The sequence below is a fragment of the Streptoalloteichus tenebrarius genome (assembly GCF_024171885.1).
In the GTDB taxonomy this organism is placed as follows: Bacteria; Actinomycetota; Actinomycetes; order Mycobacteriales; family Pseudonocardiaceae; genus Streptoalloteichus; species Streptoalloteichus tenebrarius.
In genome coordinates, this window is record NZ_JAMTCP010000003.1 from 34,501 (window position 1) to 60,059 (window position 25,559).

The window sequence follows — 25,559 nt, forward strand, 5'->3', positions numbered from 1 at the left end:
GAGGGAGGGCGCCAGATGGCGCAGAGGACGGACAGGGCACGGCGCAGCAGCGGCTCGGCGCTCCAGTGGGTGCTCGGGGTGGTCCTGCTGGTCCAGGGGTTCGGGTCCGCGGTCACCGAAGCGCTGTGGCAGACCAGTTTCGGGGTCTCGGGCCTGCTCCGGTCGGCGGGCGCACCCGGCTGGTCGGATCTCGTGGTGGGCGCGCTCGGTGTCGCGCTGCTCGGCCACGCGCTGGTGCGCCGTCGGCCCGGGAGGAGGACCGTTCGTGGCTGAGCTGTCCCGTCGCGGCTTCCTCGGCACGGCCGTGATCGGCGCGGCCGTGATCGGCGCGCGGGAGTGGAGTGCCCGGGGTCGGCCGACCTTCGTGCTCGTGCACGGCGCCAACGGCAACGCGGGGTACTTCGCCCCGCTGGTGGCCGAACTGGCGATGGCCGGTCACCGGGCACTGGCCGTGGACCTCCCCGGGCACGGCCCGGCGGCCCACTTCCCGCCCTCCTACCAGGCCCCGCAGGACCTCGCGTCCCTGGCCGCCGCCCCGTCGCCCCTGGCCAGACTGCGCCTGGCCGACAACGTCGAGCACGTCACGCGCATCGTGCGCCGGGTCGCCGCGCACGGGCCGGTCATCCTGGTCGGACACAGCATGGGCGGCGCCACGATCACCCGGGTCGGCAACGAGATCCCGCACCTCATCGCGCGACTGGTGTACGTCACGGCGTTCTGCTGCGTCCGGCTCCGCAGCGTCCTGGAGTGCTTCACCGCCACCCCGGAGGGCGCGACCTCGTCGCTGACCGCGATCCCCAGCCTGACGGACCCGGCCAGAACCGGGTGACCCGCACCAACTGGCGGAGCGCGGACCGCGGCTTCCTCACCGCCGCGAAGGCCGCGCTCGCCCACGACTGGGACGACGCCGCCTTCCTGGCCGCCCTCAACACGATGGAGCCGGACGAAGTGTGGGCCGTGAGCACCGACGACGCCCGCGGCGCGCCCACGACCTGGGGACGGATCCCCCGCACCTACGTGCGCTGCGCCCGTGACCGGGCACTTCCCCCGGCGCTCCAGGACCGGATGATCGCCGAAGCGGACCAGGCGACCCCGCGCAACCGGTTCGACGTCCACACGCTGGACGCCCCTCATCTCGGCCCGCAGCACCCCCGACCGCTGGCCCGGGTGCTCACCAGCCTTCTCGACTGAGCCCCGAGGCCCGCCGCGCCCGCCCTGGTGTAGGCCGAACTCCCCAGGCCGGCGATGAGCGCCCACGCCCCTCCCCCTCTGGCGTCAGCGGCCAGCGGCGAGGCCGGAGCGCGCTCCCGCGCCGGACGGCTACACCGGCGAACAGGCCGTGATCGAGAAGGTCGGACTTGCGCTGCCTCGTCACCAGGACAGCCCGCGCCCTCCGCACGCCTCCGGAGATGAGCGGTCGCGTGGGATCGTGGCAGGTTCCCGTCAGGACGAGATGGCATTGCCACGCTCCGTCCAGTCTGGACTGTCCCATGTGGAGAGAGAAGAACCCCTTGTCACATCGTGGTTTCCGACCTCCTCTGGGTGAGGCAAGCTGCCGGGGCGCGCGCTGCCGCGCCCCGGTGACGCCTGTCGCGCACCGGCGAACCCATCAGACGTGGCGCCACCGTAACGGGCCGCCCAGTCGACACCTCAACGGTTTTGCCGAAACTGGAAAGCACTCTGAGGGGCGGGCGGGTCCCTGCCCAGTCCATAAGAGACGGTCCACGGCAGCGCCTTGAGCGGCCGCCACTGCCAACGGGTTACGACAATCGGGTGACAACCAGAAAATCCTTGCCGTGCGGGGAATGCGGGCGCGAACGGCCAGGTTCACCCGATCACCGGCTGCCGGGCGCTGCCCGAGCGCGACCGGTCCAGGGACCGAAAGCACCCTCTCGGCCGCGATCTCTCGCGGCCCCTCCCTGGTCCGTCCCCTCCCCCACACGGAGAGGTCTCGATGACCATCACGTTCCACGAGCACCGGGTGACCACCGACGACGTGCGAAGACCCGCGCTGCCCTCGCTCACCGGCATGCGCGCGGTCGCCGCGGTGTCGGTGTTCCTGTTCCACCTCGCCATCCAGGCCGAGGACCTGCCCTACGGCATCGACCTGCTACACGTCTCCGCCGACCCCGACATCCGCTCGACCTACCTGTTCCTGGTAGGCACGCTGGGGCAGACGGCGGTGTCGTTCTTCTTCGTGCTCAGCGGCTTCATCCTCACCTGGTCGGCACGTCCGGAGACCGTCGGCCGCTTCTGGCGCCGGCGGCTGGTCAAGATCTACCCGCTGCACCTGGCGACCTACCCGCTCGGCGTGCTGCTGCTGACCGGCGCCGGCACCTCGGCCGCGGACGTGCCCGGCCTGTTCCTGGTGCAGAGCTGGATTCCCGACTACCGGTTCACCGTCGCCGGCAACGGGCCGAGCTGGTCCATCTCCACCGAGCTGTTCTTCTACCTGATGTTCCCCCTCCTGCTGTGCTGGTTGGGCCGCGTTCCCCCGCGCCGGTCGGGTCTGACGCTGGTCGCCCTGGTCAGCGCGGTCGTGGTGGTCGCCGTGGTGAGCGACCTGACCCTGTCGCCGTCGGGCCAGGTGTGGCTGGGGTACGTGTTCCCGCCGGTGCGGGCGCTGGAGTTCGTGATGGGGATCGTGCTGGCGCGGATGGTGATCGCGGGCCGCTGGACCGGGCCGTCCCTCGGCTGGTCGGCCGCCCTGCTGGCCGCCGCGTCGGTGGTGGCGTTGTTCGTGCCCAAGGCGTACGCGTTCGCGGCGGTGACGATCGTGCCGGTGATGCTGACCATCGCCGCCGCCGCGCGCAACGACCTGGCCGGACGGCGCGGTTTCCTGAGCACACCGGCCATGGACTGGCTGGGCCGCATCTCCTTCGCCTTCTACCTGGCGCACCTGCCGGTGTTGGCCGCCATGCGCCGCCTGGTCGGCCAGGACCAGTCCTACGGCGTTCCTGGCTTGCTGCTGTTCGTCGGGGCGAGCCTGGCGGTGACGGTGCTGCTGGCGTGGGCACTGCACGTGTTCGTGGAGAAACCCGCGATGCGGCGGTGGGGCTGACTCCCCCGGCCGGTCACGCACTCGCCGAGGTCCTGAGCGGCAGCGGCGAGTCATCAGCCGACGCGGCGGGCGCGGCACGCCAATCGCGTGCCGCGCCCGCCGCGAGGGGTCGTCAGCGGAGCTTCGCGAAGAAGGCCCCGATGTCGGCGGCGAGCGGGCCGGCCTGGTCCATGGCCGCGAAGTGGGGGCCGCCCGGGTTGTCCTCCGGCCAGTGGACGATGGCGTTGTGGCGTTGTGGCGTTCGGCGAGCCGCCGGATGCCGGGAGGCCCGCTGTACACCCCGGTCGGCACGTCCTTCTGCCCCTGCGGCCAGGCGAACCCGCTGCCGTCGAAGTACGGCCACGCCGAGGACCCGAACGTCCCGGTGAACCAGCACAGGCTCAGGTTGGTCAGGAACGCGTCCCGGTCGATCACCTCCTCCCAGGGCCTGCCGCTGGCGTTGAACTCGCGGAACTTCTGCGCCATCCAGGCCAGCGCCGCGACTGGGGAGTCGTGCCAGCCGTTGGTGAAGGTCCGCACGCCGTGGCGCTGGTACCCGAGGCGGCGCATCAACTCCACCCACAGCCGCGCCACGTGCGCGCGCCAGTCGTAGCCGTCGCGCCAGTACTCGGCCAGGTCCCGGAGGACGGCCACCGGCACTCCTCGGCTCCAGCCCTCGCCGGGCGGCTGCCGCGGCCACCGCGTCTGGGCCGGACGGACGCGCAGGTCCCCCAGCTCGGCCTCGGCGACCTCGACGCGGAACGAACGGATCTCGTGGTTCACGATCACGACGCCAGGAGCCAACTCGGCCAGTTCCTGGCCTAGATCAGCCCGGGGGGTGTCCTCCGGGTCGGTCCACGGCCAGGCGTCGCGAGTGGACGCCTGCCGCGCACACGACGGGGCGACAACGAGGCGAGGTCGCTGTTTCACCTGGTCCCGGCGGTGTCGCCGACGCCGTTCTGTCGGCCGGGGTGGGTAGCGTGCCGCCCAGACGCGGGGCCGGACCAGCAACCGTCCACACCCGACAGCGAACCCGAACCGGCGGAAGGAACCCCACCGTGCGCACGTTCAAGCTCCAGGTCCAGACCAGCGTCGACGGCTACATGGCCGGCCCGAACGGCGAGATGGACTGGCTGACGCTCCCGTGGTCCGACGACCTCAACGCCCACGTCGACGCGCTCACCGAACCGGTCGACTGCATCGTGCTGGGCCGCAAACTGGCCGAGGGCTTCATCCCCGCGTGGGCCTCGGGCCCGGAGGGCGAGCCGCAGGAGAGCGTCGACAAGATGAACAACACCCCCAAGGTGGTCATCTCCAACACCCTCACCGAGTCACCGTGGGACAACGCCACCGTCGCCGGGGGTGATCTCCGCGAGATCGTCGACCGGCTCAGGGCCCAGCCCGGTCGCGACATGATCGCCTACGGCGGCGGCACGCTCGTGTCCAGCCTGATCGCCGAGGGCCTGCTCGACGAACTCCACCTGTTCGTCAACCCCGTCGCGTTGGGCTCCGGCATGCCCGTGTTCCCCGACCTCGGCAGCTACCACCGGCTTCGCCTCGTCAACGCCCGCGCGTTCGACTGCGGCATCACCGCACTGCACTTCGAGCCGAAGCGGGCCTGACCACCAACCCCCGGGGAGGACGACGCGTGCGCGCCGGCCGGGCGCGACCACGGCCCCCGGTCGCGCGCCGCCGCTGCCCCCTCCCCCGTGGTCAGGCTCTGCCGCCGCCCGAAGCCTGACCCTCCAACGCGACCAGGAGTTCGGCGAGCGCGGGAATCGCCCGCTCGACCGCCTGACGACTGCGCGGGCTCAGGCTGTCCAGCGCCTGCCGCAGGGCCGCGGTGCTGATGCGGTCGTAGCGGTCGAGCATGTCCAGGGCCCTCGGCGTCGCCGCCAGGTGGACCGTGCGCAGGTTGGTGGTGGACGGGGTGCGCTCCACCAGGTCCGCCGCCACCATCGTCCGCACCAGGTTGCTCACGGTCGACGGCGCGGCCTTCAGCCGGACCGCGGCCTCGCCCGGGGTGAGCGTGCCGGCCTCGGCGAGCACACGCAGCAGCTCGATCTGCGCCTCGGGAAGGTCGGGAAGCCCCTCGGCCCGTCGCGTGCGCAGCACGGCCCGCCGCAGCGGCCCCAACAGACGGCCGAACTCGGTCGCGGTGTCCATGCGGTCATTGTGCTGGGAGCACCGGGACCGACCGATCTCGTCCTGAACCGACCGCCGCGGCCGGCGCGCTCCGGTCGCCAGGGCCGCTCAGGCACCCCGCGATGCGCGTGGGTTGCCAGCGGGTTGACAGTGGGTTGTCAGCGGGAGTGGCTGGCAGGGCGTGCCGCGACGCGCACCACCAGCCGGGGGCGGCCGTCGGGTCCGTCCTCCTGGTCGACCCCGACCACGCACGCCGTCCTCCCCTGGTGGTCACCCTCGACCACGACCACGGCGACCTGGGCGTCAGGCCGGCGCCCCTCCTCCCGCTCCAGGTCGAGAAGCCGGTCGACCAGCGCGCCCAGCCGCATCGGCTCCGCCTCGGCGGACGCGCCGAGCCACACCGTCTGGTCCTCCGCCACCGTCACCCCCACCACGGCCAGACCGAGGTAGGGCTCCCACGTCATCACCACCGGCACGTCGTCGCCGAGCTGGGCGCGGCGGTCCCGCAGCTCGCGCACCACGTCGCCCAGACACCACTGCTCATCCATGGACGGTCTCGTCATGCCTCCAGCCTGAGTCGCCGTGACCAGGGCGGCAACGGCGGCGACTCGGGCGTCGGCGGCTCGCTGGCTCCCTGCCCGTGCGCCAACTCACTTTTGGCTCAAAACTATTTTGAGGCAAAATCGAGGGGTCGGTGGCGCGCCGCCAACAGCACAGCAAGGAGGCACCCCATGACCACAACCGCCCACCCGACGAACCCGGCCAACCCCGTCCCGCCCCAGGACCTCTCCGGGATCGTCGGCCACCGGTTCGTCTACACCTACGCCAACGGCTGGCAGTACGAGATGTACGTCAAGAACGACCACACCATCGACTACCGCATCCACAGCGGCCACGTCGGCGGCCGGTGGGTCAAGGACCAGGACGTCGACCTGGTCCAGCTCGACGACGACAGCTACAAGGTGTCCTGGACCGAGCCGACCGGCACCTCCGTCGCGGTCAACATCATGCCCGGCCGGCGCCGCCTGCACGGCGTGATCTTCTTCCCGCACTGGATCCGCGAGCACGGCGAACGCACCGTCTGCTTCCAGAACGACCACCTGGACCAGATGCGCGCCTACCGCGACCAGGGACCCACCTACCCGATCTACGTCGTCCCCGAGTTCGCCACGATCACCCTCGACGAGTACGTCGGCCCCGACGACGACTCGGTGATCTCCGTGGCCCCGGGCGACCTGCCCCCGGGCTGGGCCGACCGCACCAACTGAACGTCGGCCGCCCGGCGCCCACGACCGCCGGCACGCGTTCCCGAGCGTTCCCTGAAGGAGTGGGACTTCCCCACGGCGGCGCCGGGTACTCGGTGAGCATGGCCGTGAACCCGATCCAGGTGCAGAAGTTCCTCAAGGGAATCGACTACCCCGCCACCAAGGACGAGGTCGTGAAGGCGGCCCAGTCCCAGGGCGCGGACGACAACGTGCTGGACACCCTGCGGAACCTGCCTCGCGACAACTTCAACTCGCCCAACGACATCAGCGAGGCCATGGGCCAGCAGTCGGGATGACCCGCACCTGACCGCCGCCGGCCGCGGACGCCGCACCCCTCGGGGTTCGGCGTCCGCGGCCGGCCTGGCGCATCCACGCCCCTCGCCGCTCCCGACGGCAGGCCGACGGCAGACCGGTGCGAGACCTGAGCAGCCGTTCAGTCCTCGCGCGGGCTCCAGGCCGCGATCATCTCCACCAGACCGGGGAACCGGGCGTCGAGGTCGTTGACCCGGACGTGGCTCCGCCGCTCCAGCCCGTACTGGCGCTGCCGGATGACACCCGCGTCGCGCAGGGCCCGGAAGTGGTGGGTCAGCGAGGACTTCGGGCGGTCCAGCCCGAACCAGCCACAGGGGTGGTCGAACTCCTCCCGGTCGAGGAGGAGCTTGCGCACGATGAACAGCCGCAGCGGATCGCTCAGCGCGGCCATCACCCGCTCCAGCCGGATGTCCTCGGCCGCAGGCTCGGGGAGCGGGTCCGGCAGGCCGGGCGGCTCCGGCAGCTCCCTGACGATCTCCGACACCGGCCGACCGGTCACGGGCATGTCGGTTCCTCCTCTGTCCCCGCGCTCTGCTGTACGAGTCTGATCGTACTAGGTGCTAAGTTCGACTCAACTCGTACAAGCCTGCCTGGGGGCGACCATGCCGCGAAGCGCAACCACACTCGCCAAGACAACCCACCCCGAACAGCACGAAGACCAGCAGACCAACACCGCCGCGCCACCAGCACCCGCCCGCTGGATCTGGCTGGCCGCCTGGCCCGTGACCGCCGTCTTCGTCCTGTCCAACGCCGCCACACCGCTCTACGTGCTCTGGCAACACGACATCGGCTTCTCCAAGGGCACCCTCACGGTGGTCTTCGCCTGCTACATCGTCGGACTACTGGGCTCCCTGCTCGTCTCCGGCGTGGCCTCCGACCGCTGGGGCCGCAAACCCGTGCTGCTGCCAGCCCTCGCCCTCTCCCTCCTCGCCTGCGCGATCTTCGCCACCGCCACGACCGTGACCGCCCTGCTCATCGCCCGCCTGTTCACCGGCATCGCCGTCGGCGCCGTCGTCTCCGCCGGCATGGCCGCGGTCACCGACGTCGCCGGACCACACCGCCAACGCCTGGCCGCCCTCCTGGCCTCCACCGCCATGGTCTTCGGCGCCGGCCTGGGCCCCTTCCTCGCCGGCCTGCTCTCCGAAACCCTCCCCGCACCCACCACCACGGTCTTCGTCGTCGAAGCCGTCCTACTGACAACCGCGCTGCTCGCCACCCTGCGCATGCCGGTGCCACGCCCGACCACCACCACCGGCGCCTGGATCCGCGTACCCCGGGTGCCCCGCGGCGCGGGCCTCCGCCTCGCGCTGGGCATCGCCGTGTTCGCCCCCGGCATCACGGCCACGTCCTTCGTGGTCTCCCTCGGCCCGTCCGTGCTGGCCACCCTGCTCAACACCCCCAGCAGGACCGTCGCGGGAACCCTCGCCTTCGCGATGTTCGCCACCGCCACCGCCGTGCAGTTCACGGTCCGCGCCCTGCCCCGCACCACGATCCTGCTCGCCGGGGCCACGAGCACCGCGCTCGGCATGGCCGCGCTCGTCACCGCCGTGCACACCCAGGCGGTCGCCCCCCTGGTCACCTCGGCCCTCCTGGCCGGAGCCGGCCAGGGCATGGGCCAGCTCGGCGGCCTGTCCCTGCTCAACTCCTCGGTCCCACCCCGCCGCCTCGCCGAGGCCAACGCGGCCTTCAACGTCGGCGGCTACCTGCCCGCCGGCGCCCTGCCCGTCGCGGCCGGCTACCTCAGCGACGCGGTGGGCCTCACCACCGGGGCCACCCTCTTCGGCTCGGCCCTGCTGGCCCTCGCGGTTCTCGGCGGCGCCGTGGTCCTCGCCGCCCGCCCCCGCCTGACGACATCCGCCTGACCCCCACACCAGCACGCGCGGGGTGGCTCCCGACCGCGGAGTCACCCCGCGCGTTCGGTCGCCCTACCCCCGCGTCAAGCCATCCCGTCGGGACGACCTCGATCACCCAGCCCCTACCGCCGGCGACCAAGCCCCGCAAGCAGGGTTGCGTGGGATGTGGGGCCGTGCCCGCGGAGGACCCGTGCCCCTCCTGCGGTGCGCGGAACCAGACTCACCGTCATGAGGCCGCGACGCAACGTCATCACGACCTGGGAGGCTCGCGTCTCGCGTCGGGGTCGTCCAGAGCCTCACCAGATGTGACCGCGCCACGGCCGAGGAGGTCGCACACCAACTGGCGGCCGACATGCTCTCCGCCACGGCGTGCGACCTGCGAAACCAGACCTGGCCAGTGGGCACCGGTCCCGCAAGGGTCGCCGACTGGCTGGCTGGTCTCGCCCACGAACTGCGGTTCAGTCCGGTCCTGCCGGCCGGCCAGCCCCTGCCGCCCTTGGACTGAGAACGTCGAGCCACTCCGACCAGCCCAGGGCTGATTGATCACCCATCACGGCCTGTTCTCGGGGTTCTTTGCTCCTCTGTCCTTGCTGCTTTTGGGTCTTCTTGGCTCTTTGGAGGTCATCAAATTTAGTTGACACTGAAACGATAGTTACAGAAGCGCGGACTGCTTGTTGGAGGGCGGGGCAACGGGGTGGGGAGGTTGACGACGGATGAGCCGCGCACGAACACTGCCGCCGTCAAGGCGACTTCCCGGGGGGCACGTGCGCACCGACCGCTACCGCAACCTGCACCACCTCACCCGGCTGGACCCGGAGCGCGACCACCACGCGATCTACCGCACGACGATGCTGGTCGAGTTCCCCTGGCTGGCCCACCTCGGGCTCAACCTGGCCTTCTACCGGACCTACGGCATCCCCCGCATCGCACGGGTCCTCGCCTCAACCGGCCAGATCACCCACCACACCCGCGACCGGGCCCAGGCCACCGGCGCCGTGATGTTCACGCTCATCGAGCACGGCTTCGACCACCCCAGCGGACGGGCCGCCCTGCGCCGCCTCAACCTCGCCCACCGGGGCCTGCGCGCCACCCACGACGACTACCTCTACGTTCTCGGCGCCACCCTGTTCGTCCCGTTGCGCTGGATCGCCCGCTACGGGTGGCGTCCCCTCACCGACGTCGAGACGCGCGCCGCCCACCACTTCCACGTCCGACTGGGTCGTCTCATGGGCCTGAAGGGCATCCCCGACTCCGTCGAGGCGTTCCAGCGCTGGTTCGACGACTACGAGACGGCGCACGTCGCGTTCACGCCCGAAGCCCAGGAGTTGATGCGCGCCTCGCAACGACTCCTGGAAGACCGGGTCCCGCGCGCGCTGCGTCCCGTGATGCGTCGCGTCGGCCCCGCGCTGCTGGATCCGCCGCTGCGTCAGGCCGTCGGTGTCGGTTCCGTCGCCCGCGCCACGGAGCTGGCCGTGCACGCGGCCCTGCGCGCCACCGCCCTCCTCCAACGCACTCGCCCACCGCGCACCCGATCGGTCTATGCCGGAGGCCACGGCCTCCCGCCCGTCGCCCCGACCTCCACGCCCGACGACTGACGCCCGGCCGAGTGCGCGCCGGGGAGGAGTCGGCGGGGCGTCGCTCGGGTACACCGACCCGTGGGGCGGCAGTCCCTCCGGCGTCGACGGCCGGTCGACGCGGGCGAACCGACCGGAGGAGCGCGGCATGACCGAGGGACGGGCAGGCACCAGCGGCATCAGGGTCGTGGTCGTCGGCGCCACGGGGAACGTCGGAACGAGCGTCGTCGCCGCGTTGAGCCAGGACCCGGCCGTGGGGTCCGTCCTCGGTCTGGCGCGGCGCCTGCCCGACTGGCGGGCCCCCAAGATCGAGTGGGCGCGGGCAGACATCACCAAGGACGACCTGCTCACCCTGTTCCGGGGAGCCGACGTGGTCATCCACCTGGCGTGGCTGTTCCAGCCCACCCACGACCCGGTGACCACCTGGCGGGTCAACGTCCACGGCAGCATCCGGGTGTTCGAGGCCGCCGCGTGGGCGCAGGTGCCGGCGCTGGTCCACGCCTCCTCCGTGGGCGCCTACTCCCCCGGCCCCAAGGACCAGCCGGTCGACGAGACCTGGCCGACCCACGGCTGGCCCACCGCCGGCTACACGCGGGAGAAGGCCTACCTGGAACGGGTGCTGGACACCTTCGAGTCGGCGCATCCCGACACCCGGGTGGTCCGCCTGCGCCCGGGGTTCATCTTCAAGCGCGAGTCCGCCAGCGAACAGCGCCGCCTGTTCGCCGGCCCGCTGCTGCCCAACCGGCTGGTGCGCAGCTCCACCGTGCCGATCGTCCCCAACCTGCCCGGGCTGCGGTTCCAGGCCATGCACACCGCCGACGTCGCCGAGGCCTACCGGCTGGCCGCGCTGCGCCCGGTGCGCGGGGCGTTCAACCTCGCCGCCGAGCCGGTGGTCGACCCCGAGCTGCTGGCCGACATCCTCCACGCCCGCCCGGTCCGGGTGCCCACGCCCGTGCTGCGCGCGGCCGTGGCCGCCGCCTGGCACCTGCACCTGCTGCCCGCCTCGCCCCAGCTTCTCGACGCGGTGCTGCGCCTGCCGATCATGGACACCACGCGGGCCCGCACCGAGTTGGGCTGGTCGCCCCAGCACAGCGCGCGGGAGGCCATCGAGGAGTTCCTGCACGGCCTCCAAGAGAAGGCCGGCCTGCCCACGCCGCCGCTGCTGCCGGACGCGCGGGGCGGCCGGGTGCGGGAGCTGGTCACCGGCGTGGGCAAACGCCCCTGACACCCCGCGCGCCGCGTCCCCGCAGGTCCGGGTGCGGGGGTGGCCGCACCCCCCTGGGCGGAGCCACTGTCGAACACGAAGTGTGGTGCCTCTCCCCCGTACTTCGGGTGATCATGTTCGGCTAGATTGGTGACATGCGTTGACGACTACCCCTCGGACGGGCACCGCCGGTGAGTTCCTTCGTTCACGTTCGGTTCACCATCCACGAAGGAGACTCACCCCTTGACCACGTCGCCCCTCATCGCCGTGCCCGACGCGTTCGCCGCCGCCTACGGCGCGAACGGCGCCGCCGAGCGCGCCTGGGTCGCGGAGCTGCCCCGCCTCGGCGGGCACTTCCTGGAGCGCTGGGCGCTGCGGCCCGACGGTGCAGCGGCGCACGGCATGGCCTCACTCGTCCTGCCCGTGCTCCGCGCCGACGGCACCCCCGCCGTCCTGAAACTCCAGCAGCTCCGGGAGGAGACCGCCCACGCCGCCACCGGCCTTCGGGCCTGGAGCGGCGACGGCATCGTGCGCCTGCTGGAGTACGACGAGGACAGCGGCACCCAGTTGCTGGAACGGCTCGACGCCACCCGGACCCTGTCCTCGGTGGCCGACGACCACGAGGCCATGACGATCCTGGCCGACCTGATGGCGCGCCTGACCGCGGTGCGGGCTCCCGAGGGCGTGCGGCGGCTGTCCGACATCGCCACCGCCATGCTCGACCAGACCCCGGCCGTGCCGCCGCTGCGCGACCCCGCCGAGCAGCGGCTGGTGCGCACCTGCGCGGCGGCGGTGGCCGAGCTGGTCGCCGAGCCCGGTGACCGCCTGCTGCACTGGGACCTGCACTACGACAACGTCCTCGCCGGGCAGCGGCAGCCCTGGTTGGCCATCGACCCCGAGCCGCTGGCCGGCGACCCCGGGTTCGAGTTGCTGCCCGCGATGGACAACCGGTGGGACGAGGTGGTGGCCTCCGGCGACGTCGAACGCGCCGTGCTGCGCCGCTTCGACGTGCTGACCGAGGCGCTGGACCTGGACCGGCGGCGCGCGACCGGCTGGACCCTCGGCCGCGTCCTCCAGAACGCGCTGTGGGACATCGAGGACGGCAGGACCGCGCTGGAACCAGCCCAGGTCGCCATCGCCACCACCCTGCTGCGCCACCGCTGAACCACCACGTGAAGGCCTGGGTGACCAGACACCCGCGATGACTGATGACCCGGGGGCGGCGGCGCGTGCCGTCGTCGCCCCCGCGTCACGGGCGGGGCAGGGCGTGGAGCGCGGCCTCAGGCGCGTGGTGGCCACGCCGGCTCCCCCGGTAGGCGAACAACCGCAGGCGGCGCAGCCACCGCGGCCACAGCGGCATCTCCGGCGGGCAGTTCACGACCGGGTCGAAGCACACCTCGTCGACGTGCGCGCCCACCAGCACGGTGTGCAGGGTCAGGTCCGCGACCTTCCCGCCGGACCGCCCCGCGCCCACCACATGCAGGGTGAACCGCGCGGGCCGCTCCCCCACCCGGCGCGCCACCCAGTCCAGTGACGCGGGTGCGTCCGGGTCCAGATCCCGGGGCACGGCGACCAACCACACCCGCCGCCCCCGCAAGCGGTAGGGCACGATGCTGCCGAAACTGGCGCGCCCCCAGTGCCGGGCCAGCACGGGCAGCAGCCACGTGAACCGGGCGCCGCCCGTGCTGGACAGCGTCAGATCCCACGGGCGGTCCACACCGGACCACGGCGGAACGCGCACCGCCAGCCCCAGCACGTCGGCCCTGCCCCCACCGGTGCCGACCCCCTTGGACAGTCGGGCGACCACCGGCCGCGTCCCGGCGGGAACCGGCAGACGGGCCTGCGCCGCGACGGTCAGCTCCCCGCCGACGAACACACCTCGGGGATGAAGCGCCCGCGCGCCCCGCAGACGCGCCAGCACCTCGAACAGGCCCGTGACCAACCGGGACGGTCGAAGGACGCGTCCACCCGCGCCCTTCGCGCTGCCCGAGAACAACGACCTGATCCTCACCGACATCGGAGTTCCCCGACGGCACGGCAGGTAACCGTCCTCTATGGAGGAACAAGGCCCGCCCACCGCCCGGGACCCTTCAGGGTTCCGTCAAAGATCGACGACAACCCGCTCTCTCGCGATAGGACTTGTCGTCCGGGCCGACCGTCGACCCGGAGCACCTCCTGTCATCACCAGAAAGGAACAGATCATGGCGAGAAAACCCGTGAACCTGCTGGCCAGAGCGGCCGGGACCACCGCGGGCGCGCTCCTGCTCCTGGCCTCGGCCGCCGCCCCGGCGCTGGCCGAGGCGGCGCCCGCCGCCCCGAGCGCGGCCCCGTCGGTCTGTTACCGCGCGCACGTGGAGAGCATCGGCTGGCAGGGCTGGACCTGCGACGGCAACCTGGCCGGCACCACCGGCCGGTCCCTGCGGCTGGAGGCGCTGGAGATCCGGGCGTCCGGCGTGGGCCGCCTGTGCGCCCAGGCCCACGTGGAGAAGATGGGCTGGCAGGCCACCCGCTGCGCCAACGACGGCGACACCCTCTCCGTCGGGACCACCGGCCAGTACCTCCGAATGGAGGGCCTCGTCCTCGGCGTGAGCACCGGCAACGTCTGCGCCAACGCCCACATGGCGCACACCGGCTGGCAGGGCCTGCGGTGCGGCGGTTCGGTGTTCGTCGGCGAGACCGGCCAGCACGCCCGCATCGAGGGGATCACCATCAACGTCGGGTGAGCGAGTCCTGAGTGGGTTCCTCCGTCCTGCCCCCGGAGGCACCCACTGACGACTCGACGCGACTCGACGCGCACCGCCCCGCCTCCGAAAGACGACCGGCGCGCAAATTGGCGATCATGACGCGCCCCTTCGTCGCACGTGAGGAAGACAGCCCGTGACGCCCGCTGCCCTGCCCGACCCGACCGTGACCCACCCGATGCCCGAACAGACCCGGGTCGCGCTGCTCAAACCGGTGGTCACGTCCCCGCTGATCGAGGTCGGCGAGTTCACCTACTACGACGACCCTGACGACCCCACCGCGTTCCAGACTCGCAACGTCCTGTACCACTACGGGCCGGAGAAGCTGGTCATCGGGAAGTTCTGCGCCCTGGCCACCGGGGTGCGGTTCATCATGGGCGGCGCCAACCACCGCATGGACGGCCCCTCCACGTTCCCCTTCCCCATCATGGGCGGCGCCTGGGCCGAGCACGTCGACCTCATCACCGACCTGCCCCGCCGGGGCGACACGGTCGTCGGCAACGACGTCTGGATCGGCTACCAGGCCCTCGTGATGCCCGGCGTCCGGATCGGACACGGCGCGATCATCGCGTCGGGTTCGGTCGTCGTCGACGACGTGCCCGACTACGGCGTCGTCGGCGGCAACCCCGCCCGGCTCCTCCGCCGCCGGTACTCCGACGAGGACGTCGAGCGCCTGCTGGAGCTGGCCTGGTGGGACTGGCCCCCGCCCCACATCACCGACCACGTCCGCACGATCATGTCCGGCAGCGTCGACGCCCTCGCGGCGGTGGCCCCGCCCCGGCCGTAGCCGCCGACCTCACCTCGGGTCGGGGCCCCGCACCTCGTGCGCGGCCCCGACCACGAGCCCCCCTGCCGACAACAACAACCCCACATCCAGCGCGGCCACCAGCAGCACCGCCCGGAACGCCGCCCGCGACCGCTCCCGACGGTGCAACACCAGCCCGACACCCAGGACCACCCCGGTCACGGGCAACGCCGCCAACCGAACACCGCCCGCACCCCCACCCGGCCCCACCACGAGCAGCACGGTGGCGACCACCACCAACACCACGGCCACCAGCAGGCTGACCCGGGCACCCAGCCGGTGCGGAAGACCCCGCACCCCCACCACCCGGTCATCAGCCAGGTCAGGCAGCACGTTGACGAAATGCGCGGCGCACCCCAGCGCCGCCGCCGCGCACACCAGCCACGGCGGCGGCACGGGAGCCCCGGGCAGACCCAACGTCACGAACACGGGAAGCAACCCGAACGAGACCGCGTAGGTGGCCGCCGACACCGGCGTCGCCTTCAACCCGAGGTCATACGCCCACGCCGAGGCCAACGCGACCAGGTGAACCAGCGCGGCGCCGGCGCCCGACACCCACGACAAACCCACCGCCACCAGCGCGGAGACCCCCACCGCCCACCACACCAGCGCCGGCGCCACCCGCCCGCTCGCCACCGGCTTGCCCCGCCGCCCCACCAAGGCGTCGCGACGCGCGTCCACCAGGTCGTTGAGCCACCCCACGGACAACTGACCAGCCAACACGGCCACAGCGACCACCGCCACCTGCCCCGAGGGACGACCAGTGGCGGCAGCCAACCCCGCGGTGACCACGGTGACCGTCGCGGACGGCAACGGATGACCAGCGCGCACCAACGCCACCCCGGTCAGGAGGAGATGCCGCACACCGGCAAGCGTGCCAGCCTGAGCCCATGTGCCGCCGAACGGCGACCACGGCGCGCCCCGCCCCACCACGCAACGACCCGCTGCTCTACGAGCGGCTCGCCGACCAGTGGTGGCGACCCCGCGGAGCCTTCGCGATGCTGCACTGGCTCGCCGCCGCCCGCGCCCACCTCATCCCCCGCGCCACCCGACCGGGCGCCGTGCTGGTCGACCTCGGATGCGGAGCCGGCCTACTCGCACCCCACCTCGCCGACAAGGGCTACCGGCACATCGGCGTCGACCAGTCGCCCACCGCGCTCCGACAGGCCCGCGCCCACGGCGTCACCGCCGTCCAGGCCGACGTCCTCACCACACCCCTGACCGACCGCTGCGCCGACGTCGTCGTCGCCGGCGAGATCCTCGAACACCTGCCCGACCTGCCCCGCGCCGTCGCCGAGGCCTGCCGCCTGCTCCACCCCGGCGGCCTGCTCGTGCTCGACACCCTCGCCGACACCGCCCTGTGCCGGTGGCTGGCCATCGAGATCGCCGAACGACTCCCCGGCCTCGCACCGCGCGGCGTCCACGACCCCGCCCTGCTCGTCAACCGGCGACGCCTCCTCGACGAATGCGCCCGCCACGGCGTCCACCTGGAAATCCGGGGCATCCGCCCCGCCCTCACCGACCTGCTCGCCTGGACCGCCCGGCGACGCTCCTCGGTCCGCATGGTGCCCACCCCCACCACCGCGGTGCTGTTCCAGGGGCGCGGACGCAGGGAGGAGTGACAACCCGTGACCACCACCGCCACACCCCTCCACCCACCCACCGACCCCGCCACGGCCCTGGCCCGCGCCCGCGTCCTGGTCCCCCACCTGGCCGCCCGCGCGCAACAACACGACGCCACCGGCGAGTTCCCCCACGCCGACCTCGCCGACCTGCGCGCCCACGGCCTACTCGGCCTCATGACCCCCACCCGACTCGGCGGATGCGGCGCCACCTTCGCCGACTACGCCGACGTGGCCCTCGAACTCGGCACCGGAGCCGGCGCCACCGCCCTGATCTTCAACATGCACGCCTCCGTCACCGGCGCGCTCGCCCACACCCCCGACGACCTCCTCCGCCAACTCGACGTCCCCGACCACTTCCTCACCACCCGCGACCGGCTGCTGGCCCACGCCGCGCGAGGCGCGCTCTACGCCGTCGCGATGAGCGAACGCGGCACCGGCGCGCGACTGTCCCGCGTCACCACCACCTACCGCCCCCACGACGGCGGATACCACATCCGGGGAAGCAAGACCTTCGTGTCCGCGGCCGGGCACGCCCACGCCTACCTCGTCGCCGCCCGGGACGCCACCAGCACCGAACCCAAGATCTCCTACTTCCTCGTCCCCCACGACGCCGGCGTCCGGGTGGAACCCACCTGGGACTCCCTCGGCATGCGCGCCACGTGCAGCCACGACCTGCACCTGGACGCCCACGTCGCACCCGACGCCCTGCTCGGCGGCATCGAGGGACTGGCCCTCCCCCTCGCCCAGGTCATGCCCCAGTGGCTGGTCGCCTCCTACGCGGCCGTCTACGTCGGCGTCGCCCGCGCCGCCCTGCACGCCGCCCGCGACCACCTCCACGCCCGCGCACTCCACACACTCCCCGCGGTACGCGCCCGCATCGGCCGCGCCGACGCGGCCATCGCCGCCGCCCGCCTCGCCGTCACCGAAGCCGCCCGACGCGTCACCCACCACCCCGGAGAACCCGACACCAACCGCTGGATCTGGCGCGCCAAACTGCTCGCCGGCGACACCGCCCACACCGTCGCCTCATCCCTGCTGGAAGCCGCCGGCGCCAGCGCCACCCGACGCGGCCACCCCCTGGAACGCCTCTACCGCGACGCCCGCTGCGGAGCCCTCCAACCAGCCACCTCCGACGTCTGCGCCGACTGGCTCGGCGTCGCCACCCTCGGCGGGAACCCCGAACAGGACACCGAGGTGGCACGGTGGTGACCCCGACCGTCGCCGGCTGGGGAGTGGCGCTGCCCGGCGCCATCACCCAGGACGCCCTGTGGGAGGGCTTCTTCCACCACCACTTCCTGCCCCGCGAGGTGGCGCGCCGCATCTTCGCCGCCTCCGGCGTGCGACGCCGGCACGCCGTCGCCAACCCCCTGGCCGAGGACCTCTCCCGCTGGTCCACCAGCCGACGCATGCGCCGCTTCGCCGAGGAGGCCCACCCCCTCGGGCACCGCGCCGTCACCCTGGCCATGACCGACGCCGGCACCGGAGCCGACGAGATCGGCCTGCTCGCCGTGGCCTCGTGCACCGGCTACGGCACACCAGGACTGGACATCCGACTGGCCGCGTCACTGGACCTGCCGCCCGACACACAACGAGTCCTCATCGGACACATGGGCTGCTACGCCGCGCTGCCCGCGCTGAGAAGCGTCGCGGACTACGTCGCCACCCACCGCCGCCCCGCCGTGCTGCTGTGCGTCGAACTCACCTCGCTGCACCTCCAGGGACCCACCACCGACCGACAACAGATGGTGTCCCACGCCCTGTTCGGCGACGCGGCCACCGCTCTCGTCGTCCGCCCGGCGACCCCGGCCCGACCAACCACCGGCAGGGAACTGGAGCTGCTGGACGTCGCCGCCCACACCGACGTCACCGCCAGCGACCACATGACGTGGGAGATCACCGACCTCGGGTTCCGCATGGGACTGTCCCCCCGGGTCCCCGACCTCCTCGCCAAGCACCTGCGCCCCACGGTGGAACGCCTGCTCGCCGGCCACGGGCTCGACGTCCCCGACGTCAGGGCGTGGGCGGTGCACCCTGGCGGCCCGCGCATCCTCAGCCTGGTCGAGGACGAGCTGTCCCTGCCCCCGCACGCCCTGAGCGCCTCGCGGTCCGTCCTGGCCGAACGAGGGAACTGCTCCTCGACGACCGTGCTGCTCGTCCTCGACGAGGTTCTCCGCACCCGCCGGCTCGGCCAGGGCGACACCGCGGTCGCCCTGGCCTTCGGCCCCGGCCTGTCCCTGTACGCCGCGCTCCTCCGCTCCCCCGGCCCGCACCAGGACCGCGCACGGCAGTGAACCTGGACGATCGCCTCCCCGCGCTCACATGAGAAGCAGAAGACGGGACACGAAGTCCTCCAGCGTCAGGAGGGCACTCCCACAGGAAGCCGGCCGACGTCGGCGTGACGGCCGGGGCGAAGGTTCGCGTGCCGCTGACCAGGGCCGGGACCACTCGGCGCGGCCAACAGGTCGGCGGCCAGCCCCGTGGCAAGAGCGAACGCCGCCTTGTGCAGCAGATCCACCACCAGTTCCCGCCGGGGCCACGTCGGGGGCGGCGCGCCGACACCGGTGGCGTTCTCCAGGATCTGATCGTTGGTCAACCGCACCACGGCGAACATCGCGGATGTCTGCGGCCCGCGCAGACCCGAGTGCGCCATGACCGACCGCGGGACCCCAATCAGCGCGCCCTGACCGAAGTGCATGGCCACCTGCCCGGGACGGAAGAATCCAGTCGTCCCGTGACCCACTGCTCCAGCTTCTCCCCCAACGTCATCACGGCTGCACCCGCCAGTCCGGACATCAAGCCCTGCCACAGAACGCGTTTCACCGTGCTCGTCGGACACCCGGCGGCGCCCGGATCTCACCACCACCATCGTCAACCCCGACCCCCTCGGTCCACTGTGGACTGAAAGGACCGCCGGCCAGGACGCCCAGGAACAGGCTGCCGTGGTCAACCGCTCTGCTCCTGGCTGTCTTTTCGTTGCTGCGTTGCTCTGTCCGCACTCGGGTGTCGCTTGAGTGGTTCATTTTAGTCAGCACTGAAACCATCGCGGTCAAAGCGATAAAAGCCCCCCCGGTGGAACCCACGACAGAGCCACGCACAGGAAGTCACCCGGACACGCGCCTGTTCCCATCAGGAACACACCTGGCTCCGACGTTTCCACGGAGGCCACGAGCCACGGACCGAAGGCGTGAGACGATTGCGGCAGAGGTGGTCATGCCGCTCTCCCCCGACACCTCTCACTCCGCAGAGACAGGGCACGCGACCGGCTGCGTCACGGGCGGGCTGACCGAGGAGGTGGCCGGGGAGATCGTCGACGCGACCGTCGCCCTGGCCGAGGACTGCTCGCCGAGGCAGCGCAGCGCCTGGCGGGGCGACACGTTGGACGCCTCCCTCGGCTACGTCAGGGGCGTCGCGGTGGCCAGGACGCCCGAGCTGCTGGGGCCGGCCGTGGTCGCCGTGGCCCCGCCCCCCGAGGTGACGCGGTGGAGCCTGTTCTCGCTGCCGATGCGGCTGGACCCCGAGCACGCGGAGGGGCTCTCCCGTGACCTGCTCGTCCGCGCCCTGTCGGCGGAGGGCATGTCGGCCCACGAAGGCCATCTCGACCCCGTCTACCGCCGCCCGTTGTTCCGGGTCAACCCGATCGACCACCGCAACGACGGCTGCCCCGCCGCCGAACACGCGGCCGACGCGGCTGGCTTCGTCATCTCCCACCGCATGTTCCTCGGCCCCGAGTCCTGGATGCGCCGCCTCGCGGAGCTGATCAACGAGATCGTGGCCTCCGGCCGCTGCCACGTCACGGCGTGACCGGCCCCGCCCAGCGGCGCGGCCCGGCGGGCGTCCGGTGCTGTCCCATGCTCTTCTGGGCGGCGGCGCGAAGCTGCCGCTCGCCCAGCCTGAAGATCTTCCACGTGGGATTTGAGGTTCACGGAGCCGTAGAGGACCGTGCAGCCGCACCTCTGGTCGGATAGCTGCGCTTTCGGTGCTTCCTCGGCGTCTTCGGTCGCGGCTGCGGTGCCTCCTCGTCTTCCCCGGGTCCTGAAAGCGGAACGCGGGGACCGACCGAGCGGCAAGATCGTATTCGAGGAAGGCGCGTTCCGGACCGCTCAGGGCGGTCGGCTTCGCCGTATCGCGCGAATCCTCCTCGGGTACGGGACGAATCCCCCCGGGGAGGGACCTCCCCAGCGGAGTCGGCGAGCAGGCTGGGCCTCACACGCGGACGAGAGGGTCCGCACCGACCAGTGGCGCTGCCGCCGCCCCAGGACGACGACACATCGGGCTCTTCTCCAGATCGTGTCCGACTCGCGCGGCGCCGTGAGACAGCGAAGAGGTCCGCCGGACAGGAAAGGAGTTCCCGTGTCGCCGACCACGCCGGAGTTCGGGCCGGAAATCGACGGCTACGCCCCGTACGAGCCGCAGCGGGACTGCGACCCGAGAGCCAAACCGGGAGTGGAGGAGTTTCGCGACCTCGTGCTCGCGACCTATCGGGGAACCAGCAACATGGGGATCGTCCGCGCCTGCGGCGTGGGCGGGAGGAGCGAGCACAAGGAAGGGCGCGCCTGGGACTGGGGCGTGAACGCCAACGGCCAGGCGCACATCGCCAACGACCTGCTCGACTGGCTGCTCTCCACCGACAGGCACGGCAACGAGCACGCCCTCGCCCGCCGGTGGGGAATCATGTACATCATCTGGAACGGTCGGATCTGGTCGGCGAACCAGGCGCGCGAGGGATGGAAGCGCTACACCGGCCCGTCCCCGCACACCGACCACGTGCACTTCAGCTTCTCCTGGGCCGGCGCCCGCAAGGAGACGACCTGGTGGAAACCGAAACCGAGGGATGACATGGCAGACGTGCCTCAGTGGCAGTGGGACAGGGTGTTCAACCGCGTGCTGCGGATGTCCGCGGGCGTCGAGGGGGAGAACTTCAACGGCGAGCAGTTCAACCACGAGCAGCGCCAGATCGACGACATCGTCGCCCGACTGGACCGGATCTTGTCCCGCCTGGAGTGAGGGAAGCGGATGGTCACGAAGGAAGCGGCGATCATCCGCGGCGGGATTCTGCCTGAGGTGGCGGGAATCGCCGTCGCCGAGGCGGAGCGGGCACGGCTGTCGCTGGCCGTCGGATGTGTGATGTTGATGAAGGAGTCCGGTGGCGGACGCAACGTCTACGGGCACGACAAGGTCAGGTGCGGCCCGGTGGGCGGACCGGTCACGGAGGAGAACTACCGCGACTACCTGCGGAACCGGTCGCGCTGCGGCGCGCAGGGCGTCGGACCCGCGCAACTGACCTATCCCGGGATCCAGGACCGGGCGGACCAGCTCGGCGGGTGTTGGCGACCCGAGATCAACATCCGGGTGGGTTTCGAGATCCTCGCCGACTACGTCAGGACCAGCGGCGTTCGCGACGCGTTCAGCCGGTACAACACAGGAAAACCGGGGGACACCCCCTACGCCCGAGACGCGATGAGCAAGCTGCCGCGTTGGGAGCAGATCGTCGCCGAAGCAGACGAGACGAGGGATGACATGGCCGAGGTGCCCCAGTGGCAGTGGGACAGGGTGTTCAACCGCGTGCTGCGGATGTCCGCGGGCGTCGAGGGGGAGAACTTCAACGGCGAGCAGTTCAACCACGAGCAGAACCGCATCAACGACATCATCGGCCGGCTCCAGAAGATCGAGGAGATCCTGGCCAACAAGAACCTCGCGAACATCCCGCAGTGGCAGTGGGACCGCCTGCTCAACCGCGTGCTGCGCATGTCGGCCGGTGTTGAGGGCGAGAACTTCAACGGCGAACAGTTCAACCACGAGCAGAACCGCATCAACGACATCGTCGCCCGGCTGGAGAAGATCGAGGCGAAGCTGGCCGCGCAGAACCCGGCGAGCTGAGGACGACCGCCCGAAACAACCAGGAACGAGGTGGGCACCGGAAGACCCCGGTGCCCACCTCGCCGCTCGTCACGCCACCAGTGAGGCCCCCGAGTACCTCGTGTCGGCCAGCAGCGGGGCTGGCGGACATCAGAGGAGAACCCTGTGAGACGAGTGGCCGGTGCGGTTCAGAGCAGTGGACACGCTCGCCACGGAAATGTTTGCCGAGAGAAGCAGAAACCACGTTCGAATGTCCTGTGTGGAGGATTCAGGGCACTCGGGGATCTCGGCGGCGTGAAGGAAGAGGAGCGGAGAAGCCGACTCCGACGCCACCAACCCACGTTGAACAGGCGTGCGAACGACCGAAAGTGGCCGAGGTTGTGTTCGCGACAACGCTCATGGTCTGGGTAGGAAGCCCGAGCGCGGCCGAACGCGCCGTCTTCGGCACATCGCCTCTCCCCCGCCGAACTCGCCCCGGCGGCGATGGAGGCCGTTCAGGTGGCGATCGCCCAGCGGATGGAGGCCTGGTCGAGATCGTTAGCCGATGATGGTTGGCGGGAGCGCGCGGAACGACTTGAGAGCGAGCAAGGCCTCTCGGCAGGCGACGACGAGGTTCCGCCGGCGTTCCGCACACCTGTCGCGACCCGCTCACCTCGCCCGCTGAGCGAAGTCACCGAGGACGTTCTGCGGCTGTACGACAACTGGGACACCTTCGCTGCGCCACCGACGCCGGACACCGTGCTCGGCACGGATCGGACGGGCAAGCTGATCATGACGCTGTCCTCGACCGGGATGACGTCATGCGCAGTGGACGAGCGGTGGGTCGCCGACCAGACCAGCGCGAGACTGGTGAACGCGTTCAGCGAGGCACTCGCCACGGCCAGGGACGAACTGGCGAGGAGTACAGCGGCCCCGGAACCCGCCGGAACCCTCGACACGCTGTTCGGCGAGGCGATGGCTCTTCCGCGTGACCAGCACGGACTCGTCGACCGAGGGGATGAACGGGGATGACGCCTACCGCTGACCAGGTGAAGGCTCGACCAACCTCCTCCGGGACGAGGCGAGGATCTGGGACGAGGAAGCGGCCCAGATGGCGAGGATTCCGTCGATGGTGGACGTCCTGCGGCTCAGCCGCGTCGAGGCGGGCCCGTTCCAGGTCATCTTCGACGCCTACGGACAGGTGCTCGACCAGGTCTCCGCCAGGTCGAGTGAGGCGGCCACGGCCATGGCCGAGTTCGCCAACACCCTCCGGTCGGTGGCGAACACCTATGACGAGGAAGAGGCGGCCGGCGTGCACCGAATGAGCAACATCTACTAGCGGACGACGGACGAGGGGGTGTTGGGGGGTCATGGGCTTCAGCGAGGCGCAGTTCACCGCGACCATCAACAGGATCAACAGTGGGATGGAGGATCTGGGGCACAAGATCGGAGAGGTGCCGAGGGCCGCGAACGAGGCGGTCGACCGCTGGTACCTCCCGGGATTCGTCAACCCATCGCGGTGATCGTGGTGAAGTTCGTCGGGGCGATGGCCACCGCGATCGCGGCGTTCGGCTCCGCGGTGTTCTCCTGGGCGGGCGCCGCTCTGGTGGTCGAGGAGGCCGGGGTCACCAGCGGACTGGTCTGGGCCTCCGTGGGGGCGCTGACCGCCACGCTGGGAACCCAGGCCCAACAGTTGATCGGTCTCCACGGCGAGACCATCGACACCAGTGCCTTCCCCGGCGGGAGGTGGCCGAACCCCGCGACAGGCTCCTACGACGACGGGTCGGTCAAGGACGGCGACGCCAAGTGGTCGCTGAACAGATAGGAGGAGCGCGCCACCGTTCGGTGGGGGCAGGATGCCGCCGAGTGGCGGTGTCGCGGCGGTGCGGGGCGGCCGGCGAGGAGTAGGAGGACCCGTTGGTCAGTCCGCGGCAAGGTGGCCGAGTGGGCCGGTTCGTGGAGGAAACCCCTCTCCACCCTTGACTGGTTCAGACCAAACGGGGTGTCCTGCGACATGGACCGTGTCCCCCTGCGACACGGCGCCGCCAGAGACAAGGAGTGGTCGAGTGTTGAGAAAGCGCCTCCTCGCAGCGTTAGCCGCCCTGGCCACCGCGTTCGTGCTCGCCGTCGGTGCCCCCTCGGTGTCCTCGGCCGCCGAGACGCCCGAGGCCGCTGCGGCGTGCACCGCGCCCAACTGGGTCGCCGGCCAGTGGTACGAGTCCGGGGCGATCGTGCGGTACACCAACGGCCTGTACTACCGCGCCAAGCACGCCAACCCGGGCTACGACCCGACGATCAGCACCTGGTACTGGGAGCCGTACCGCTGCGACGGCGGCGGGGGCAACACGTCCTTCGTGGTCAGCCAGGCCCAGTTCAACCAGATGTTCCCGAGCCGGAACGCCTTCTACACCTACCAGGGCCTGACGGCGGCGACGAGCGCCTACCCGGGTTTCGCCAGGACCGGTGACGACGCCACGAGGAAGCGGGAGGCGGCGGCGTTCCTGGCCAACGTCAACCACGAGACCGGCGGTCTGGTCCACATCGTGGAGCAGAACACGGGCAACTACCCGCACTACTGCGACCGGAACCAGCCCTACGGCTGCCCCGCCGGACAGGCCGCGTACTACGGTCGTGGCCCGATCCAGTTGAGCTGGAACTTCAACTACAAGGCCGCCGGTGACGCCCTCGGCATCGACCTGCTGAACAACCCGTGGCTGGTGGAGCGGGACGCGGCGGTGTCCTGGAAGACCGCGCTCTGGTACTGGAACACCCAGCGCGGCCCTGGCCGCATGACCCCGCACGACGCGATGGTCAACGGCAACGGGTTCGGTGAGACGATCCGGAGCATCAACGGCGCGCTGGAGTGCGACGGGCGCAACCCCGCCCAGGTGGAGAGCCGGGTCAACGCCTACCGGAACTTCGCCCGCATCCTCGGGGTCGACCCGGGCGGCAACCTCTACTGCTGACCGACAAGCCCGGTAGCAGGGCGTGCCTGGCCTCGCCCGGCGGGCGGACGGTCGACGCAACCGAGCGTCCGACAGATCGCCGGGCGAGGCCCAGGGCTGCCGCCAGCACCGGCAAAGGCGCCAGCACCGGCAAAGGTGGACTCGTCACCGAGGCCGGTCGCTCCACGGAACGACACCGGCGACACAGCGACACA

Annotated in this window: 30 protein-coding genes and 2 pseudogenes; 25 read left to right on the plus strand and 7 right to left on the minus strand. The window is 71.5% G+C overall.

Annotated features, from left to right (window positions below; all coding sequences use genetic code 11):
• Window positions 1-15: 15 nt before the first annotated feature.
• From LX15_RS03780 to LX15_RS03795, 5 genes are all read left to right on the plus strand, one after another.
• Complete coding sequence (locus LX15_RS03780; RefSeq protein WP_253668056.1) at window positions 16-273, plus strand: hypothetical protein; 258 nt, start codon at window positions 16-18, stop codon at window positions 271-273.
• Complete coding sequence (locus LX15_RS32945) at window positions 266-829, plus strand: alpha/beta hydrolase (protein WP_308213404.1); 564 nt, start codon at window positions 266-268, stop codon at window positions 827-829. The genes LX15_RS03780 and LX15_RS32945 overlap by 8 nt, the downstream gene beginning before the upstream one ends.
• Window positions 826-1,191 carry a hypothetical protein gene (locus LX15_RS32950; protein WP_308213405.1) on the plus strand — a complete coding sequence of 122 codons (366 nt, stop codon included), beginning with the start codon at window positions 826-828 and terminating at the stop codon, window positions 1,189-1,191. The genes LX15_RS32945 and LX15_RS32950 overlap by 4 nt, the downstream gene beginning before the upstream one ends.
• A gap of 763 nt (window positions 1,192-1,954) precedes the next feature.
• Window positions 1,955-3,061 (plus strand): acyltransferase family protein, encoded by a 1,107-nt coding sequence (locus LX15_RS03790; protein ID WP_253668057.1) that lies wholly within the window; start codon window positions 1,955-1,957, stop codon window positions 3,059-3,061.
• A 211-nt stretch (window positions 3,062-3,272) separates the two neighbouring features.
• Complete coding sequence (locus tag LX15_RS03795; protein ID WP_253668058.1) at window positions 3,273-3,653, plus strand: hypothetical protein; 381 nt, start codon at window positions 3,273-3,275, stop codon at window positions 3,651-3,653.
• A gap of 29 nt (window positions 3,654-3,682) precedes the next feature.
• Here the strand turns inward: LX15_RS03795 and LX15_RS32955 are convergent.
• Window positions 3,683-3,970, minus strand: a pseudogene (locus LX15_RS32955) (hypothetical protein); the annotation flags it as partial.
• 128 nt (window positions 3,971-4,098) lie between these two features.
• Between LX15_RS32955 and LX15_RS03805 the strand changes: the two are divergent.
• On the plus strand, window positions 4,099-4,662 hold the full coding sequence (locus tag LX15_RS03805) for a dihydrofolate reductase family protein (protein WP_253668059.1): 564 nt from the start codon (window positions 4,099-4,101) through the stop codon (window positions 4,660-4,662).
• 91 nt (window positions 4,663-4,753) lie between these two features.
• Here the strand turns inward: LX15_RS03805 and LX15_RS03810 are convergent, their stop codons facing one another.
• Together LX15_RS03810 and LX15_RS03815 are read right to left on the minus strand one after the other, a co-directional pair.
• Entirely contained in the window at window positions 4,754-5,206 is a 453-nt protein-coding gene (locus LX15_RS03810; protein ID WP_191892487.1) for a MarR family winged helix-turn-helix transcriptional regulator, read from the minus strand.
• A 137-nt stretch (window positions 5,207-5,343) separates the two neighbouring features.
• Entirely contained in the window at window positions 5,344-5,748 is a 405-nt protein-coding gene (locus tag LX15_RS03815) for a hypothetical protein (RefSeq protein ID WP_253668060.1), read from the minus strand.
• 168 nt (window positions 5,749-5,916) lie between these two features.
• On the opposite strand from LX15_RS03815, the gene LX15_RS03820 reads away from it, so the two are divergent.
• Window positions 5,917-6,453, plus strand: a complete 537-nt coding sequence (locus LX15_RS03820) for a phenolic acid decarboxylase (RefSeq protein WP_301303987.1) — start codon at window positions 5,917-5,919, stop codon at window positions 6,451-6,453.
• Window positions 6,454-6,512: 59 nt separating this feature from the next.
• Complete coding sequence (locus LX15_RS03825; RefSeq protein WP_308213406.1) at window positions 6,513-6,746, plus strand: DUF2795 domain-containing protein; 234 nt, start codon at window positions 6,513-6,515, stop codon at window positions 6,744-6,746.
• Between the two features lie 137 nt (window positions 6,747-6,883).
• Here LX15_RS03825 and LX15_RS03830 read toward each other — a convergent pair whose 3' ends face one another.
• Complete coding sequence (locus LX15_RS03830; RefSeq protein ID WP_253668061.1) at window positions 6,884-7,267, minus strand: ArsR/SmtB family transcription factor; 384 nt, start codon at window positions 7,265-7,267, stop codon at window positions 6,884-6,886.
• A gap of 97 nt (window positions 7,268-7,364) precedes the next feature.
• Between LX15_RS03830 and LX15_RS03835 the strand changes: the two genes are divergently transcribed.
• The 4 genes from LX15_RS03835 (at window position 7,365) to LX15_RS03850 (ending at window position 12,557) form a co-directional block, all read left to right on the plus strand.
• Window positions 7,365-8,624, plus strand: a complete 1,260-nt coding sequence (locus LX15_RS03835) for an MFS transporter (RefSeq protein ID WP_253668062.1) — start codon at window positions 7,365-7,367, stop codon at window positions 8,622-8,624.
• Window positions 8,625-9,328: 704 nt separating this feature from the next.
• A complete protein-coding gene (locus LX15_RS03840) occupies window positions 9,329-10,210 on the plus strand; it encodes an oxygenase MpaB family protein (RefSeq protein WP_253668063.1) in 882 nt (293 codons plus the stop codon).
• A gap of 127 nt (window positions 10,211-10,337) precedes the next feature.
• Window positions 10,338-11,414 (plus strand): NAD-dependent epimerase/dehydratase family protein, encoded by a 1,077-nt coding sequence (locus tag LX15_RS03845; protein WP_253668064.1) that lies wholly within the window; start codon window positions 10,338-10,340, stop codon window positions 11,412-11,414.
• Window positions 11,415-11,636: 222 nt separating this feature from the next.
• On the plus strand, window positions 11,637-12,557 hold the full coding sequence (locus LX15_RS03850; RefSeq protein ID WP_253668065.1) for an aminoglycoside phosphotransferase family protein: 921 nt from the start codon (window positions 11,637-11,639) through the stop codon (window positions 12,555-12,557).
• Between the two features lie 85 nt (window positions 12,558-12,642).
• Here LX15_RS03850 and LX15_RS03855 read toward each other — a convergent pair whose 3' ends face one another.
• A complete protein-coding gene (locus tag LX15_RS03855; protein WP_253668066.1) occupies window positions 12,643-13,410 on the minus strand; it encodes a catalase family protein in 768 nt (255 codons plus the stop codon).
• A gap of 184 nt (window positions 13,411-13,594) precedes the next feature.
• Here LX15_RS03855 and LX15_RS03860 point away from each other — a divergent pair, with 184 nt between their 5' ends.
• Both LX15_RS03860 and LX15_RS03865 read left to right on the plus strand, forming a co-directional pair.
• Window positions 13,595-14,116, plus strand: coding sequence for a hypothetical protein (locus LX15_RS03860; RefSeq protein WP_253668067.1), 522 nt, complete (start codon window positions 13,595-13,597; stop codon window positions 14,114-14,116).
• 196 nt (window positions 14,117-14,312) lie between these two features.
• The gene (locus LX15_RS03865; protein WP_253668333.1) at window positions 14,313-14,921 is read left to right on the plus strand and encodes a CatB-related O-acetyltransferase; all 609 of its coding nucleotides are present in this window, start codon (window positions 14,313-14,315) and stop codon (window positions 14,919-14,921) included.
• Window positions 14,922-14,930: 9 nt separating this feature from the next.
• Here the strand turns inward: LX15_RS03865 and LX15_RS03870 are convergent, their stop codons facing one another.
• A complete protein-coding gene (locus tag LX15_RS03870; protein WP_253668068.1) occupies window positions 14,931-15,803 on the minus strand; it encodes a UbiA family prenyltransferase in 873 nt (290 codons plus the stop codon).
• A 26-nt stretch (window positions 15,804-15,829) separates the two neighbouring features.
• Here LX15_RS03870 and LX15_RS03875 point away from each other — a divergent pair, with 26 nt between their 5' ends.
• Genes LX15_RS03875 through LX15_RS03885 form a run of 3 tightly spaced genes read left to right on the plus strand, consistent with a single transcriptional unit; the run spans window position 15,830 to window position 18,855 of the window.
• Window positions 15,830-16,561 carry a methyltransferase domain-containing protein gene (locus LX15_RS03875; protein WP_253668069.1) on the plus strand — a complete coding sequence of 244 codons (732 nt, stop codon included), beginning with the start codon at window positions 15,830-15,832 and terminating at the stop codon, window positions 16,559-16,561.
• Between the two features lie 6 nt (window positions 16,562-16,567).
• Window positions 16,568-17,773 carry an acyl-CoA dehydrogenase family protein gene (locus LX15_RS03880; protein ID WP_253668070.1) on the plus strand — a complete coding sequence of 402 codons (1,206 nt, stop codon included), beginning with the start codon at window positions 16,568-16,570 and terminating at the stop codon, window positions 17,771-17,773.
• Window positions 17,770-18,855: a type III polyketide synthase gene (locus LX15_RS03885; protein ID WP_308213407.1), complete on the plus strand. Its 1,086-nt coding sequence runs from the start codon at window positions 17,770-17,772 to the stop codon at window positions 18,853-18,855. The genes LX15_RS03880 and LX15_RS03885 overlap by 4 nt, the downstream gene beginning before the upstream one ends.
• A 65-nt stretch (window positions 18,856-18,920) precedes the next feature.
• Here LX15_RS03885 and LX15_RS03890 read toward each other — a convergent pair.
• A pseudogene (locus tag LX15_RS03890) lies at window positions 18,921-19,357 on the minus strand (hypothetical protein).
• Between the two features lie 417 nt (window positions 19,358-19,774).
• On the opposite strand from LX15_RS03890, the gene LX15_RS03895 reads away from it, so the two are divergent.
• From LX15_RS03895 to LX15_RS03930, 8 genes are all read left to right on the plus strand, one after another.
• On the plus strand, window positions 19,775-20,365 hold the full coding sequence (locus LX15_RS03895; protein ID WP_253668072.1) for a hypothetical protein: 591 nt from the start codon (window positions 19,775-19,777) through the stop codon (window positions 20,363-20,365).
• Between the two features lie 549 nt (window positions 20,366-20,914).
• Complete coding sequence (locus LX15_RS03900; protein ID WP_253668073.1) at window positions 20,915-21,568, plus strand: VldE C-terminal domain-containing protein; 654 nt, start codon at window positions 20,915-20,917, stop codon at window positions 21,566-21,568.
• 9 nt (window positions 21,569-21,577) lie between these two features.
• Window positions 21,578-22,441, plus strand: coding sequence for a hypothetical protein (locus tag LX15_RS03905; RefSeq protein WP_253668074.1), 864 nt, complete (start codon window positions 21,578-21,580; stop codon window positions 22,439-22,441).
• Window positions 22,442-22,918: 477 nt separating this feature from the next.
• Window positions 22,919-23,431, plus strand: a complete 513-nt coding sequence (locus tag LX15_RS03910) for a hypothetical protein (protein WP_253668075.1) — start codon at window positions 22,919-22,921, stop codon at window positions 23,429-23,431.
• Between the two features lie 79 nt (window positions 23,432-23,510).
• Window positions 23,511-23,738: a hypothetical protein gene (locus LX15_RS03915; protein WP_253668076.1), complete on the plus strand. Its 228-nt coding sequence runs from the start codon at window positions 23,511-23,513 to the stop codon at window positions 23,736-23,738.
• Between the two features lie 31 nt (window positions 23,739-23,769).
• Window positions 23,770-23,922 (plus strand): hypothetical protein, encoded by a 153-nt coding sequence (locus tag LX15_RS03920; RefSeq protein ID WP_253668077.1) that lies wholly within the window; start codon window positions 23,770-23,772, stop codon window positions 23,920-23,922.
• Complete coding sequence (locus tag LX15_RS03925) at window positions 23,919-24,224, plus strand: hypothetical protein (RefSeq protein ID WP_253668078.1); 306 nt, start codon at window positions 23,919-23,921, stop codon at window positions 24,222-24,224. Before LX15_RS03920 ends, LX15_RS03925 begins: the two co-directional genes overlap by 4 nt.
• 241 nt (window positions 24,225-24,465) lie before the next feature.
• On the plus strand, window positions 24,466-25,365 hold the full coding sequence (locus LX15_RS03930) for a glycoside hydrolase family 19 protein (protein ID WP_253668079.1): 900 nt from the start codon (window positions 24,466-24,468) through the stop codon (window positions 25,363-25,365).
• Window positions 25,366-25,559: the final 194 nt, after the last annotated feature.